The sequence below is a fragment of the Enterococcus innesii genome (assembly GCF_022846515.1).
Taxonomy (GTDB): domain Bacteria; phylum Bacillota; class Bacilli; order Lactobacillales; family Enterococcaceae; genus Enterococcus_D; species Enterococcus_D innesii.
On sequence record NZ_AP025635.1, the window covers coordinates 1,418,755 to 1,431,619 of the forward strand.

13 protein-coding genes are annotated in these 12,865 nt (G+C 44.3%); 6 read left to right on the forward strand and 7 right to left on the reverse strand.

The features are described from left to right. Positions 1-9: 9 nt before the first annotated feature. The 4 genes from ENLAB_RS06460 to ENLAB_RS06475 all read right to left on the reverse strand — a co-directional run bounded on the left by ENLAB_RS06460 (position 10) and on the right by ENLAB_RS06475 (position 4,925). A complete protein-coding gene (locus tag ENLAB_RS06460; protein WP_244353143.1) occupies positions 10-1,494 on the reverse strand; it encodes an ABC transporter permease in 1,485 nt (494 codons plus the stop codon). A 169-nt stretch (positions 1,495-1,663) separates the two neighbouring features. Then, entirely contained in the window at positions 1,664-3,520 is a 1,857-nt protein-coding gene (locus ENLAB_RS06465) for a carbohydrate-binding domain-containing protein (RefSeq protein ID WP_244353152.1), read from the reverse strand. Positions 3,521-3,535: 15 nt separating this feature from the next. Further along, the gene (locus tag ENLAB_RS06470; RefSeq protein ID WP_140965376.1) at positions 3,536-4,213 is read right to left on the reverse strand and encodes a DUF4956 domain-containing protein; all 678 of its coding nucleotides are present in this window, start codon (positions 4,211-4,213) and stop codon (positions 3,536-3,538) included. Next, positions 4,203-4,925, reverse strand: a complete 723-nt coding sequence (locus ENLAB_RS06475) for a polyphosphate polymerase domain-containing protein (protein ID WP_077452282.1) — start codon at positions 4,923-4,925, stop codon at positions 4,203-4,205. Before ENLAB_RS06475 ends, ENLAB_RS06470 begins: the two co-directional genes overlap by 11 nt. A 131-nt stretch (positions 4,926-5,056) precedes the next feature. Between ENLAB_RS06475 and ENLAB_RS06480 the strand changes: the two genes are divergently transcribed. From ENLAB_RS06480 to ENLAB_RS06490, 3 genes are read left to right on the forward strand one after another with little or no spacing between them, the layout of a single operon-like run. Next, positions 5,057-5,731 carry a response regulator transcription factor gene (locus tag ENLAB_RS06480; protein ID WP_005233644.1) on the forward strand — a complete coding sequence of 225 codons (675 nt, stop codon included), beginning with the start codon at positions 5,057-5,059 and terminating at the stop codon, positions 5,729-5,731. Positions 5,732-5,734: 3 nt separating this feature from the next. After that, positions 5,735-7,051, forward strand: coding sequence for a sensor histidine kinase (locus ENLAB_RS06485; protein ID WP_140965377.1), 1,317 nt, complete (start codon positions 5,735-5,737; stop codon positions 7,049-7,051). A 13-nt stretch (positions 7,052-7,064) separates the two neighbouring features. Beyond that, positions 7,065-7,538: a GNAT family N-acetyltransferase gene (locus tag ENLAB_RS06490; RefSeq protein WP_140965378.1), complete on the forward strand. Its 474-nt coding sequence runs from the start codon at positions 7,065-7,067 to the stop codon at positions 7,536-7,538. Between the two features lie 348 nt (positions 7,539-7,886). Here ENLAB_RS06490 and udk read toward each other — a convergent pair whose 3' ends face one another. The 3 genes from udk to ENLAB_RS06505 form a co-directional block, all read right to left on the reverse strand. Further along, on the reverse strand, positions 7,887-8,510 hold the full coding sequence (gene udk, locus ENLAB_RS06495; RefSeq protein ID WP_005227927.1) for a uridine kinase: 624 nt from the start codon (positions 8,508-8,510) through the stop codon (positions 7,887-7,889). An 83-nt stretch (positions 8,511-8,593) separates the two neighbouring features. Continuing rightward, positions 8,594-9,277 carry a YjjG family noncanonical pyrimidine nucleotidase gene (locus ENLAB_RS06500; RefSeq protein ID WP_010749090.1) on the reverse strand — a complete coding sequence of 228 codons (684 nt, stop codon included), beginning with the start codon at positions 9,275-9,277 and terminating at the stop codon, positions 8,594-8,596. Positions 9,278-9,291: 14 nt separating this feature from the next. Continuing rightward, positions 9,292-10,008, reverse strand: a complete 717-nt coding sequence (locus ENLAB_RS06505; RefSeq protein WP_140965379.1) for a 16S rRNA pseudouridine(516) synthase — start codon at positions 10,006-10,008, stop codon at positions 9,292-9,294. A 300-nt stretch (positions 10,009-10,308) separates the two neighbouring features. On the opposite strand from ENLAB_RS06505, the gene ENLAB_RS06510 reads away from it, so the two are divergent. The 3 genes from ENLAB_RS06510 to ENLAB_RS06520 all read left to right on the forward strand — a co-directional run bounded on the left by ENLAB_RS06510 (position 10,309) and on the right by ENLAB_RS06520 (position 12,852). After that, a complete protein-coding gene (locus tag ENLAB_RS06510; protein WP_140965380.1) occupies positions 10,309-10,923 on the forward strand; it encodes a 50S ribosomal protein L25/general stress protein Ctc in 615 nt (204 codons plus the stop codon). 316 nt (positions 10,924-11,239) lie between these two features. Next, on the forward strand, positions 11,240-11,557 hold the full coding sequence (locus ENLAB_RS06515) for a DUF960 domain-containing protein (RefSeq protein WP_140965381.1): 318 nt from the start codon (positions 11,240-11,242) through the stop codon (positions 11,555-11,557). A 242-nt stretch (positions 11,558-11,799) separates the two neighbouring features. Then, positions 11,800-12,852 carry a helix-turn-helix domain-containing protein gene (locus ENLAB_RS06520; protein ID WP_140966486.1) on the forward strand — a complete coding sequence of 351 codons (1,053 nt, stop codon included), beginning with the start codon at positions 11,800-11,802 and terminating at the stop codon, positions 12,850-12,852. The last annotated feature ends 13 nt before the right edge of the window (positions 12,853-12,865 follow it).

The window sequence follows — 12,865 nt, forward strand, 5'->3', positions numbered from 1 at the left end:
TCGTTCCTCCTAAGAAACCAAGATTTTTTTCGGATTCAACCGCAAAATGCCCGCGGAAGAGAGTAAGATCGAGCCAAAACTGATCCCTAGACCGAGTAATGCCAATAGACCAATTTGTTGAGGGGAAACGGTGATTTCTAAAGACTCCACTTCTGCTGATTGGGTGAAGGATGGGAAAGAACCGCCACGATTGCCGCCCATTTGCGGCATCTCCCCGCCTCCAGGACCAGCGTTTTCAGTGGCTGCTTGGTCAGTCGTCGTCTCCGTTTGTTGCGCCAATAATTGCTCTCCGACAGCATTACCGACAAGATTGCCGCTAGCGGCCGCAATCCCTAAAGCAAACACCATACAGACAAAAATCTCTGTGAAAAATTGTAGAATCACTTTGGCCCGTGACTCACCTAAAGAGAGCAATACGCCAATCTCATAGCGACGTTCCCGAATCGACATCATCACGATCAACGTCAAAATAATGATACCGGCAGCAGCAACTAAGACAATAATATTTTTTGCAAAGCTAGCGACATTATTCAACGGTGTCAGCATCGATTGATACATTTGATCGTTGGTTTGGATGCTGTAGGTTTCTGTATCGATCAACCCTTCTGCTTCTTCCACGAATGCTGTCATTTCAGACGGATCACTCAAGGTATAGGTTGCCGAATCAATGGTGTCCTCATTGCCGCTCAACGTATTGGCAAGGGTATAAGAAGCAAAGATCGTGTTGGCTGGGTTGAGAAAGTTAAACATTTGGCTCATGCTGTTGCCAACTTCACTCGTTTCATAGATCCCTTTGATGGTCACTTCTACTTCATTGTCCTCTGCATCAGTGATCGAAAACGTATCTCCGACCGCCAAATCATTCGCTTCAGCTAGTGAGGATTCGATCAGGACTTGGTTCGTACCTTCATCCTCAGAAGTAATGCCTGCTCCATCCGTGATCGTCGCTGTTCCTTCCGAAAAAGTCGTATATGCTGCACTGGTTGATACGCCAGTGATTTGGAAATCACCTGTACTCATACTCCCACCAGGCATACCTCCTGGCATACCGCCCATTTGCCCCGATTCGCTGCTATCGGTTGTTCCTGACTCTGTCGAGGAGTCACTGCTTGAGATCGGTTCGATCCCGCTGACGGCATCAGCCGAGGTACTGACTTCAAAACTATATGAAGCAACCCCGTCTAAATCAGCGATCGCTTGGGCATCAGTGATCGCTACGGGCGTCGATTGAAAACTCCCTGGATCTGGTCGGGTGCTTTGGTCATCGCTGTCAGAAGAAGAACTTCTTTGCTGAAAAGCCTGCTCGCGGTTTGCTTGCAACGTCACAGTTGCGCCAACACTTTTCTGAGCATTTTCAGTCGCTACCAATGCCGCACTGCGAATCGTCAAACCCGCTAATACAAAAATCAAGATTGCAGAAAATACGGCGATCAGCAACAGACTCCGGCCTTTTTTCGCCCATAAACTTTGAAGACCTCGTTTCAAAAAATTCATCTTTGTTCCTCCTGAATAGCTATTTATTGTCTTTCGACTATAAGGATCCTAGCTTAAATTGACCTTAAACCATCTCCTGATTTTTGAATCATAGAAACAGACCGCAGCTGCTTCCTGCGATCTGTTGATTTTTTGGATAAACATTTGGTGATGATTGGCGAAACTTCAACTAACGACCAAAACCACCGCCCATCTGATTGGTTGTCGCCGTTGCACCTGATTGGGTCAAGTTAGCGATCGTATCCGTGACGGACAATGTTCCTAATTCTGTCCCATCACTAAGGGTTCCGCCAGCATAATAACCGGAGACTGCTTGTGCATCATTTGTTCCCCCACTGACCAATGTATAGCTGCTATCGGTCAAATCTGGGCTAGAAAGAACCACGTGTTGGTAGCTTTTGCTTGGTGCATAAGACAAGATCGTCTGTCCTTGACTATCCTTTAAGGTCACTAGGGTCTCTGCTGATTGGGTTTGATCGAAACTGATTCCGATCGACTGTTGACTACCACCGCTAACGTTCATGGCCATATCGGTCGTGCCTGCCGCTAACAAGACGCCGCCGGTGAGTTCAAATGTGCCGTTATAGTCCAAAGCACCATTACCTCCGGTCGTTGGACCATTTACGATGACGACGCCATCACTCATGGTGACATTGCCATTACTATCTAGGCCATCCCCTTCGGCATCAATGACCAACGTTCCACCAGTGATCGTGATCTGTTTACTGTCATCCGCGGTATCGCCACCGCCAGGGCCGCCGCCAAAACTGTCTTGACCAAATTGTCCCGTTGTTTCATCCGTATCACTGCCACCACCGGCATTGATCCCGTCATCGCTAGCCACGACGTGTGTCGTGCCACCAGCAATCGTGATTACACTTGCTTCTAAGCCCTCATAGGATTCTTCGATAGAAATCGTTCCGTCGGAGATCGTCAATTCATTGTCGGCGTGGATCCCATCATCGCCACTGCTGGCAGTGATCGTGCCACCTGCAATGTTGATCGTATCATTGGCATGCAAGCTATCATCCGCACTATCGATCGCAAAGGTACCACTGCTGATGGTCATCACACCGCCAGCTTTCAATCCTTTGTAACTTTCATCCGTCACTAGCGACTGACTTTGTGCCCCATCAGCCGTTTTGATCGTAATATCAGCTGATTGTACGCTTAAATTTGTTTCTGCTTGAATCCCGTCACGACCACTTTGGATCGAAAAAGTACCACCATCGATCGCAACGTAGCCTTTTTCCTCATCTTCCGTATTATTCGCTTGGATACCATCTCCTTCAGTGGTGTTCAGTGTGTAGTTCCCCGCCAAGATCGATACGGAATCTTTTCCTTTGATGGCGTTGTTTTTCGCTGTGATTTCAATCGTACCACCTGCTAAAACCAAATCATCTTTGCTGCGCAGTCCGTTGCTGTAATTTCCTGTGATCACCAGCGTCCCATCGCCATTGATGGACAAATCTTCTTTACTATAAAAGGCAGCATCTGGTTCTGTCTCGCCTTCTGCCAAGGTGTAGCTGCTGCCATCCGTCAGAGTATTCGTCGTATCACTGGCTAAGGTCGTGATGACTTTTTCTGCTTGTTCGATGACGACGGCCGCCCCGTCTTCATTGGTGATCGTGACACCGGCAAAGATCAGATGGACTTTTTCTTCTTTGTTGACGTTGACAACCAGTTGCCCATTACTTAACGACCCGCTGACGACATAGGTGCCGGCTTGGGTGATCGTCACGGTTTGGTCTTCCACTGAAACGCCATCAACAGCCGTCGTGTCGCTGCCATTCAATTCAAGTTGCGTAGCAGTTGCCTCATCGTAGGAAGCATCAACATCTTCTTCTTCGTAACTACCGTAATAGTCCACAGAATCATCAAGGGTCGTTGAAACGTTGGTCACTGCGGCCGAACCGGAAACAGCTGCTGCGGAACTGGAACTGCTGCTCGTACTAGTACTATCGGTTTGCCCGCAAGCGCCTAAGAGCAGCGATGAGAGCAAGAGTGGATAAATGAGTTTTTTCATAAAAGGTTCCTCCTTCTACAGCTCATCGCGGTTAGCGGTGAGCTTGCCTAAAACAACAGGTAAATTGCCATTACGAACCCGAACTTCATCAATGATTTGCTTTTCTTGCGCTTGGTCTTTTAACAGCAACTGATAGCGCAATTCATACAAGCTTCCCATCGTCGTCGTTCGAACCGATGTCAGTTTGGCAGAATGCGTATATTTTTCAAAGAGATCATCGAATAATTGCGGATAATCCAAATCTTCCGGAATCGTGACCTTCAGTTCCCGTTCACTCGTAGCTTGTCGATCGCCAAAGGGCACCGTATATAAAAGGGTCAAGAAAAGCGCCACGATAATGGAAAAAATGACGACATAGCCGACATACCCCATCCCAGTTGCCAGACCGATCCCCATCGACCAAAAGACGCTGGTGATCTCTCTAGAACCCCCGGGAACCGAGCGGAAACGAATCAAACTGAAAGCGCCTAAGATCGCCACCCCTGTGCCAAGATTGCCGTTGACTAGCATGATCACCGATTGAACGAGAATCGGTAAGACTGCCAAGGTAATGACGAAGTTTTTCGTATAGACATTGCGGATCATATGGATTGCTGCCACTAATAACCCTAAAAGCAATGAGGCGGCGATACAGATCAATAAGCTACGCCATTCAAGGGTGCTCGTATCGCCAGAAAATAGACTAGATAACATGTAACCGTTCCTCCTTCTTGAATAAATGCCGTTGATAGGTTTGGGCATACTTTGAAAAGCTGCCTTTGCGCACACTGTATTTGTTCAGTAGTTCCACAAACCATATTGGATAAGAGCCGAGGGCTTTGACTTCCATCAACACTCCGACTTCCGGTGCGACTAGCGCACCGTCACTGCCAGAACCTAACATGAGATCACAGGTGCGAAAGCGAATGTTTTGATCGAACGTCACGCGAAATTCACTATCATCATCAACAAACAGCGACAGGCGATCATAGGCAATCAATACTTTCGGCAGCAGGTCCGGGTTTTTCTTAAATAACCAGTGGATCTCCGCGGCGATTTGCGGGGCTTCCTCCATTGACGGCAAGACCCCCGTTTGCATCCAGCGGCAATAGTCAGCATAGGGCATCGGAACGCGGCGTTTGTAGACCACGCCACTGACTTTCTTCTTGATCTCTAAAAAAATCAACTGTTGTTCTGTTGGTACCCCATAGCTACGGACCCGAAATTTTTCTTTGTATTTCGGTTTGTCCATGGAATGACGAATAAAGCGGTAATCCTGGGTATCGTAATACAAGGACATAATCGTGTGTTGCCCATATTCATCGATCGCCATTTTTTGCTGCAACTCGCCAAGAAATGCTGGAAATTGCTCCTTAGTTAATAGATATTTCGTCTCTTTTCTTTGAAAGACTTTTTTTAATTTCATAAAATGTTCCTCCCTTGAAATCCATGCACTGAATTTACGGCAGCTATCTTAAATGCAGCTTAAGACAAAACAGTTTTTTTAAGCATTTTTTATGCTATTCGTGCTATTCTTATCCTTAAAGAGGTGGGAACATGATTAAATTATTAGTAATCGAAGATGACAAAACATTATCTGAAAATATGAAAGAAATCGTCAGCGAAATCGGTGAAGTCACGCAAGCATATGATGGCAGCGAAGGCTTGTACGAGGCGGAAACGGGGATCTATGACTTGATTATTCTTGACTTGATGATGCCTGAGATGAACGGCTACGAGGTGCTTTCAGCATTGCGAAAAAAAGGACTCCAAACACCCGTCCTGATTTTGACCGCCAAAGACGGCTTAGAAGACAAAGTAACCGGCTTTCAAAAAGGGGCTGATGATTATTTGACTAAGCCTTTTTATCGGGAAGAGTTATTGATGCGGATCAAAGCGTTACTAAAACGCTCCTTAGGTTTGTTCAATGAAAATACACTGGAATATAATGGATTGCTCTGTAACCTTGGCACCAACGAGGTCAGCTACCAAGGAGAGCTTTTACCGATTCAAGGGAAAGAATTTGAGCTACTGCTTTATTTTCTACAAAATAGAAACATTATTTTGACCAAGGAACAGATTTTTGATCGCATCTGGGGATTTGATTCAGAAACGACCCTAACTGTCGTCGAAGTCTACATGAGCAATCTGCGAAAACACTTGCGCCAGACAGGAATCGACAAAGAGATCCGCACGTTGCGAAATGTCGGCTATATCATGCAAGGAGCCTAGTCTATGAACAAAGAACGCACTAAGAGACAACGACTGCACTCTTTTCTCCTAAATGTCAGTGCCTTTGCCTTGGTTTTCTTACTTTTAGGAACCATCGTCCTCCAATTATTCAACCAATCGGCTTATAGACAAACCGACATTTCTTTGGAACAAGCAGTCAAAGATACCCGCTTGATCCAAGCAGAGATCAGCGCTTCGCAATCCAATCTAGAGGTATTGCCGCCGGATAGTGCCATGCCAAAGATCCCTGGGACCAATCGCTTCAATACCCAGTTGATCCTCTGGTCTGAGGACGGCGAGATTTTAAACAAACAGACCTTAGGCGGACGTTTTTCACAATTGGCAAGTCTATCTTTAGATACGAGCCACTTAGACAGTATCACGTCTTTTTCAGTGGTGGATCAGTCCTTGTCAGAGGAAGAAGAAACCCTTTTGTTTCGCTCAATCACCACTAAAGCCCCAACCAATGACGCCGGGGTCGGCTATATCCAAGTCTTAGCGAACACCAATCAAATCAAAAATGCCATGAACAATTTCCAAACCATCTTGATTTTATCGATGATTTTTTTCTGGATTCTCTCGATCGGGATCAGCTACTTGCTTTCCAGCTTGAACATGCGCCCGATTTTAGCCTCGTGGAAGAAACAACAAGAATTTGTCGAAAATGCTTCTCACGAGTTGCGCACACCATTGACGATCATTCAAAACAGTCTGGAGCGCCTGTTTACCAAGCCCAATCATACGATCATTGAAGAATCTGAAAGCATTGCCCAAGCGTTAGCGGAAACCCGGCGGCTGACTGGTTTAACGGCGGACCTGCTGACGATCGCCCGCAGTGATTCCAATCAACTGCTGTTAACGAAAGAAACCGTCGAATTAGCTCCGTTTATCGATGACTTAGTCAAACCTTTCAAAGAAATTGCCGAATTGGATCAAAAACATTTTATTGTCGAAAATTTTGCCAAAACGACCGCTTGCTTTGACCAAAAGAAAATTCATCAAGTCCTCGTGATTCTCCTAGATAATGCCTTAAAATATACCAGCAGCGGTGATAAAATTACGCTCTTATCGGAGATTTCTAACAAGCAATGGCTGCTCGAGGTCAAAAATACTGGCCCAACTATTTCCGATGAAGAGAAAGCTCGCATCTTTGACCGCTTCTACCGCGAGGATCGTTCCCGCTCCAAGGAGACCGGCGGCTATGGTTTAGGCTTAGCAATCGCCAAGCAAATCGTCGAAGAGCACAAAGGACAAATCCAGGTCAAAGATTTGCAGCCACGAGGGGTTATTTTTCAGATTCGCTTACCTAAAGAAGGATAAAGGAGAAAAACAAATGCAGGTCATCACCCTTAAAGAACACCCTGAATACTTGGCAGAAGCCATTCGTTACTTCCAAAATCAGTGGGCTAGCCCCGACTCCCTCATGGTTTATGAGGATAGCCTGACCCATAGTTTTTCAACAAGCAGTTTGCCGCAATGGCTGCTGCTGGTCAACGAAGAAATCGCAGCAGACGGACGTTATCAAATCATCGGCTGTGGCGGCTTGATCCCCAACGACTTCATCAGTCGGATGGATTTGACCCCTTGGCTTTGCGCCTTGTATGTGGACCCTTTGTGGCGTGGCCAAGGTGGTGCCCGCCTTTTGATCGAAACAGCCAAACAACGCGCTGCTGTAGCTGGTTTTGATTCTCTGTATCTATGTACGGATCTTTCTACTTTTTATGAGCAGTTTGCTTTTGAACCGATTGGCACTGGTTACCATCCTTGGGGAGAAGCGTCCACCATTTATCGCTGTTCCCTCACTTAAATAAACAAAAAAAGCTGTGAACAAAAATGTTCACAGCTTTCTTCACTCACAGTACTATTGCTAGTAGAATACCCTATCTCCACAAAAGGAATATTCCGACACCCTACAAATCCGGTAGGTTGCTTACGCGGTGTGCCTCTGCTATCAATCTGGTCAGCTAATGCTAGACCTTCTCGACTCGTCGCATGAGGATTACTTTACCATAAAATTAGTCGGAATACTACTGTTTTTTTATAAAATCAAAAACTGCTGATACGCATTTCTCGAGAAAGAGTGCCTATCAGCAGTTTTCCATGAATCAATGGTTACTTTTCAATAGAAACATTCCCATCGATGGATAAAAAAATCTTAGGATAAGAAGGTCGCTACTTTGGTCGTAATCAAATCGATGGCTACGTGGTTTTCGCCGCCTTCTGGTACGATGACATCGGCATACCGTTTTGTCGGTTCGATGAATTGATGATACATTGGTTTTACGACCGTCAAGTATTGTTCGATCACAGAATCCAACGTCCGGCCACGTTCTTCCATATCACGTTTGATTCGGCGAATAATCCGAATATCATCGTCTGTATCAACATAAAGTTTAATATCCATTAAATTACGTAATCGCTCATCTTCTAAAATCAAGATCCCTTCCAAGATAATGACTTCTTTGGGTTCTTGAATGATCGTTGCTTCGCTGCGAGTATGAGCGACATAATCATAGACAGGTTTTTCGATCGTTTGATATGCAAGCAGCTGCTGCAAGTGATCGATCAACAAATCAGTATCAAATGCAAAAGGATGGTCATAGTTGGTGTTCAACCGTTCTTCAAAGCTCAGATCACTTTGGTCTTTATAGTAGGAGTCTTGTTCAAGCATCATAATAGAATGGTTGGGGAAATGATTAAAGATCGCCCGACTCACGCTTGTTTTTCCACTACCTGATCCACCTGTCACACCAATAATAATGGGCTTGCCATTCGTCATTCAATTAACCTCTTTCATCTTAAAAAATTCACACTGGTTCTATTATAGCGAAAATTCGGCAAATTACTACTGTTTCTGAAGAATCAGTGCTGTAATAAAGGAAGTAATTGCTGCAAACGTTCGATCTCATAAGTAGGCTGAATCTCACCACTGTTTTTTTTCTTTGGATTGAACCAAATCGTATCGATCCCTGCCAATTGTCCGCCTAAGATATCTGAAGTCAGTGAATCGCCAATGATGACTGTTTCTTGTTTTTTTACGTTTGGTATGCGAGCAAACACATAGTCAAAATATTCTTTCATTGGTTTTTGATAACCCGTATCTTCTGAAACAAAGATATCACGGAAATAGGGCTTCAATTTGGCATCTTCCAAGCGGCGGTATTGGGTTTCAGAAACCCCGTTCGTCACCACATATAGGTCAAAATGCTGCGCCAACTCCGCTAAGACCTCATCACTGTTGTCTAACAGTTTATGTCCTTCATTTAGAAATTCCCGATAGGCCAATTCAACTGCTGGGCTATCGACCTGAATGCCTTGCGTTTCAAAAAACAAACCGAAACGCTCATTGATGACTTGGTCTCTCGTGATTTTTCCTTGCTCAAACTGCTGCCACAAATCATGATTGATGGTTTGATAGCTTTGTTTGCGCTCTGGGGTCATTTCCAAGCCATGAGCTTCAAATAGTGCTTTTAAGGCTTGATCTTCGGTATCTTGAAAGTCGAGGATCGTGTCATCGACATCAAATAATAATGTTTTATACTTCATTTTCTCCCTCTTTCTCAGCGGAAATGCGCCGCCAATCCTTTTAATTCTTCTTGCGTCAACGAGCGATAACTGCCCACTGCTAAATCATCTGGTAGAACCAGCGAACCCATCGCTGTTCGTTTCAGCTGAATCACTTTTTTTCCCCGAGCTAGAAACATCTTCTTCACTTGATGGAATTTGCCTTCAGCAATTTCTAACGAAGCAAAGGAACGATCCACTCGTGCATCGATGATCGTTAAGTCAGCTGGTTTGCAGGTGACACCGCCATGAAAGGTGATCCCTGTGGCAAATGCCACCACATCCTCAGGGGTCACCAAGTCATTGACCACCACTTCATACCGCTTGGTCACTTTTTTGGATGGATGCAGCAAGTCATAGCCTAACTGACCATTCGTTGTTACCAATACCAACCCTTCCGTGTCCCGATCCAATCGACCGACAGCATAAAGATCTGGATGCTGATCCCTTGGTGCAATCAAATCGATCACTGTCTGGTGCTGTTGATCCAGATTGGCTGTAACGACACCATTGGGCTTATTGACGATATAATAGCGTTCCTGTGTTTCCAGCTGTCGCCCCGCAACCATGATTTGATGCAAGGCGCTATCGACATTGCGCTCGGGTCTTCGCTCAATCCTTTGATCCACAAGGACCTTTCCTTGCTGGAACAACCGTTTCATCTCTTTCCGAGAAGTATTCAATTGTTGCTCGATCACTTTATCTAAACGCATAAGTTCTTCTCCATAGTGGCTATTATAGCTCAGGATCTAGCGAAAGGAAACTGCTGGGATTTCATATGATTTGACTTTCTTTGTCTTTTTGCGTAAGGTTAAAGAGTAAAGTAAATATAGTTTCTCATACACAGCGTTATGACCTGGTGGAGAAAAGTTGAACCAAAACTTTCTGGGGCAGTTGTGTACACAACTGCCCTTTTGCGTGTTTTCACTCACGTACCACTTAATGTGCAGAGTTAACAAAATTTGCTTAAAAAATCTCGTTATTAACGAGAAAATTTTAGGAGGAATTGAGTTATGTCAGTATCATTAGAAGTTACGAAAAGAGAAGTTCGCCCACGTTCTTTACGGAACAAGTTGCGTCACGAAGGAAAAGTACCTGCAATTGTCAATGGGTACAAAGTAGAAAGCACACCGATTGCTGTCAATGCAGCAGAATTAGAAAAGATCTTGCGTGAAAATGGATTGAATACCGTTATTACGATCAGTTTAGAAGGTAAAAAAGTCAATACACTGATCAAAGAGTATCAATCAGATACCTTCACACGCAATTTAACCCACGTTGAATTCATATCTGTCGATATGAATGAAGAAACCGAAGTAGAAGCAGAAGTAACCTTGATTGGCGAATCTGCTGGTGTCAAAGCTGGTGGTGTTCTAGCACAAAACTTGTATACAGTCGTTGTATCAGCAACACCAGACAAATTGCCGGAACGTGTTGAGATCGATGTAACGTCATTAGAGATCGGTGATTCATTAACAGTGGCTGATCTGCCTAAGAACGACGAGTACACGATCGTGACCGATCCAGAAGAACAAATCGTTGCGGTTACTGAACCACAAGAAATCTCTGAAGATGAAGAAGCCGGCGAAGCTGCTGAGCCAGCAGTTATCGGTGAAGACGAAGAATAATCATAGACCGACATTCTTATAATCGCGTCTTCAATCAACAGACAGTTCTAAGAAATGTAAGACTCTTGAAGGGCTTTCCCTTTAAGAGTCTTTTTCATTCTTACGAAGGGCTAGTGCGCTGCAACTGGCTATTTCTGCTGAAAGGCGTCATTGGAAAACTTTGTCCAACCATCCCAACAAATTTTTAAGAGAATATTTAAAATGCGTCGCTGACCAAAAAGAAAAGCAGAAGTAGTTGCATTTTTGACGGTTCTTCATTATGATAAATAGACAAATTTGATGTTAATGGCAAGCCTACTTGAAGGAGGGGTTTATTATGTTTGAAACATTTGATGATCACCGCAGTCGTTACGCTTCTGGCGGTATTGTTCAAACACTACCTAGCGAACTGATCGATAGTATATGGTTAATCATTGATCTTGATTTAAAAGGGTTTATTCCGTTGACAAATCTGCTCACCTTTGAAGTCCAAAACAATCATGGTCGTGTCACCCTGCTTTTTTCTCAAGCCCAAAGTCAAATCGAACTTGGTGTTGATCTACCGTACCGGTATTCCGACCTGTATCCCCAAAAAGTCTATGTATATGACGATGGGCAACAGCAAACGATTTTATTGCCTAGTGAGACCCGTTAACGTCCATTCATATTGATTTTTTATAACGATACCTATATAAAAAACCACCCTTTTTGTTTTAGAAGGTGGTTTTTTTTTGCATCCCTCCTCTCATTTAATTTTATCTAGCAGCAATTTCAAATAAATGCTCGACAAAAACCTCGTTTTTTATTAAGTTTTATTGACTATTTTTTGTGCATTAAAATAACGAGTGAATTTCCCTTATAATAAGGACAGTTGTAAAATTCAGCTGAAAGAGGTGCATGATGTTGAAAAATATTCTTGAAAAAGATATTATGCAAATGCTGCGACTGTCCACAACACTCTTAACCGAAAATCCCCTTCCCTTGAGTAAAGCTGCTGCCGCCCAAAATCTCTCTGTCAAAACGATCCGTCGACTGTTATCAAGCTATTTAAACGAGGATCTTTCCTTCCACTATGATGTAGAGCAAGGACATATTCGCGCAAACCATCGTTTGCAGCAGCCATCAACCAGCCACTCCCTGTCCCATACAGAAATGATTGCTGCACTGTTCAACAAAAGCGTGAATTATCAGCTGCTCTTGCTCTTGTTAAAAATGCCGACTATTTCCTTTGCAGATCTCTACAAACGCTATTATCTTAGCCCATCCAGTTTGCATCGGCGCTTTTCAGCCTTTTCCAGCTTTTTAGCACCTTATCAACTAGCTATCGATCGCCGCAGCTATCCTTTGATTACTGGCAATGAACGACAACTGCGCTATTTGCTTTTTCGCCTTACCCTCTTAGCAAACCCAACGCTTTCCCCCAAACAAGCGTTTCAAGAACTGAAGAAGATCCATCAGTTACGAGCAAAGGCTTTTTATCCTAGCACCCCCGCCCCGTTTACTCAGCAAATTTATCCAACATGTTTTGTGCCACGTTTTTATTTAGTTGGTGAACGCAGCTACTTATTTTTATGGAAACAGCTGCTAACACTGGAACCTTTCTATGTGCCAACAGAAGAAGCCTTCCTTTTGCGACGAATCATCACGCCGATTTTGTTGGAGCATCCGCTCCAACAGCCGTTAGAGGTTCTTTTGCCGAAAATTTTTCAAACCCATCTGCTGGGGGCATTGTTGGAAGGCAATTTATTTGTCTATCCGCCACTAAACCCTCGCTTATCTGAACGTTCCCGATGTTTGGTCCAGGCTTTATTGACACAGCTTCCCCATTACGAAAAACTTTTAAAGAAGCACCCTGAGCTTCCCTTGCTTTATGAATGCATTTGGCAAGAGCTCTCTTTTTTCCAACCGATCATTGCCTTTCCCCAACAAAAAGAGCGCCCGCTTGAATAGCGGTACGCTCTTT

Excerpts from the sequence above, each read along its gene's own strand:
- ENLAB_RS06465 (WP_244353152.1), bottom strand. The coding sequence starts at position 3,520 with ATGAAAAAACTCATTTATCCACTCTTGCTCTCATCGCTGCTCTTAGGC.
- ENLAB_RS06520 (WP_140966486.1), top strand. The coding sequence starts at position 11,800 with ATGATGTTGAAAAATATTCTTGAAAAAGATATTATGCAAATGCTGCGA.
- ENLAB_RS06470 (WP_140965376.1), bottom strand. The coding sequence starts at position 4,213 with ATGTTATCTAGTCTATTTTCTGGCGATACGAGCACCCTTGAATGGCGT.
- ENLAB_RS06510 (WP_140965380.1), top strand. The coding sequence starts at position 10,309 with ATGTCAGTATCATTAGAAGTTACGAAAAGAGAAGTTCGCCCACGTTCT.
- ENLAB_RS06485 (WP_140965377.1), top strand. The coding sequence starts at position 5,735 with ATGAACAAAGAACGCACTAAGAGACAACGACTGCACTCTTTTCTCCTA.
- udk (WP_005227927.1), bottom strand. The coding sequence starts at position 8,510 with ATGACGAATGGCAAGCCCATTATTATTGGTGTGACAGGTGGATCAGGT.
- ENLAB_RS06460 (WP_244353143.1), bottom strand. The coding sequence starts at position 1,494 with ATGAATTTTTTGAAACGAGGTCTTCAAAGTTTATGGGCGAAAAAAGGC.
- ENLAB_RS06475 (WP_077452282.1), bottom strand. The coding sequence starts at position 4,925 with ATGAAATTAAAAAAAGTCTTTCAAAGAAAAGAGACGAAATATCTATTA.
- ENLAB_RS06505 (WP_140965379.1), bottom strand. The coding sequence starts at position 10,008 with ATGCGTTTAGATAAAGTGATCGAGCAACAATTGAATACTTCTCGGAAA.
- ENLAB_RS06500 (WP_010749090.1), bottom strand. The coding sequence starts at position 9,277 with ATGAAGTATAAAACATTATTATTTGATGTCGATGACACGATCCTCGAC.
- ENLAB_RS06480 (WP_005233644.1), top strand. The coding sequence starts at position 5,057 with ATGATTAAATTATTAGTAATCGAAGATGACAAAACATTATCTGAAAAT.
- ENLAB_RS06490 (WP_140965378.1), top strand. The coding sequence starts at position 7,065 with ATGCAGGTCATCACCCTTAAAGAACACCCTGAATACTTGGCAGAAGCC.
- ENLAB_RS06515 (WP_140965381.1), top strand. The coding sequence starts at position 11,240 with ATGTTTGAAACATTTGATGATCACCGCAGTCGTTACGCTTCTGGCGGT.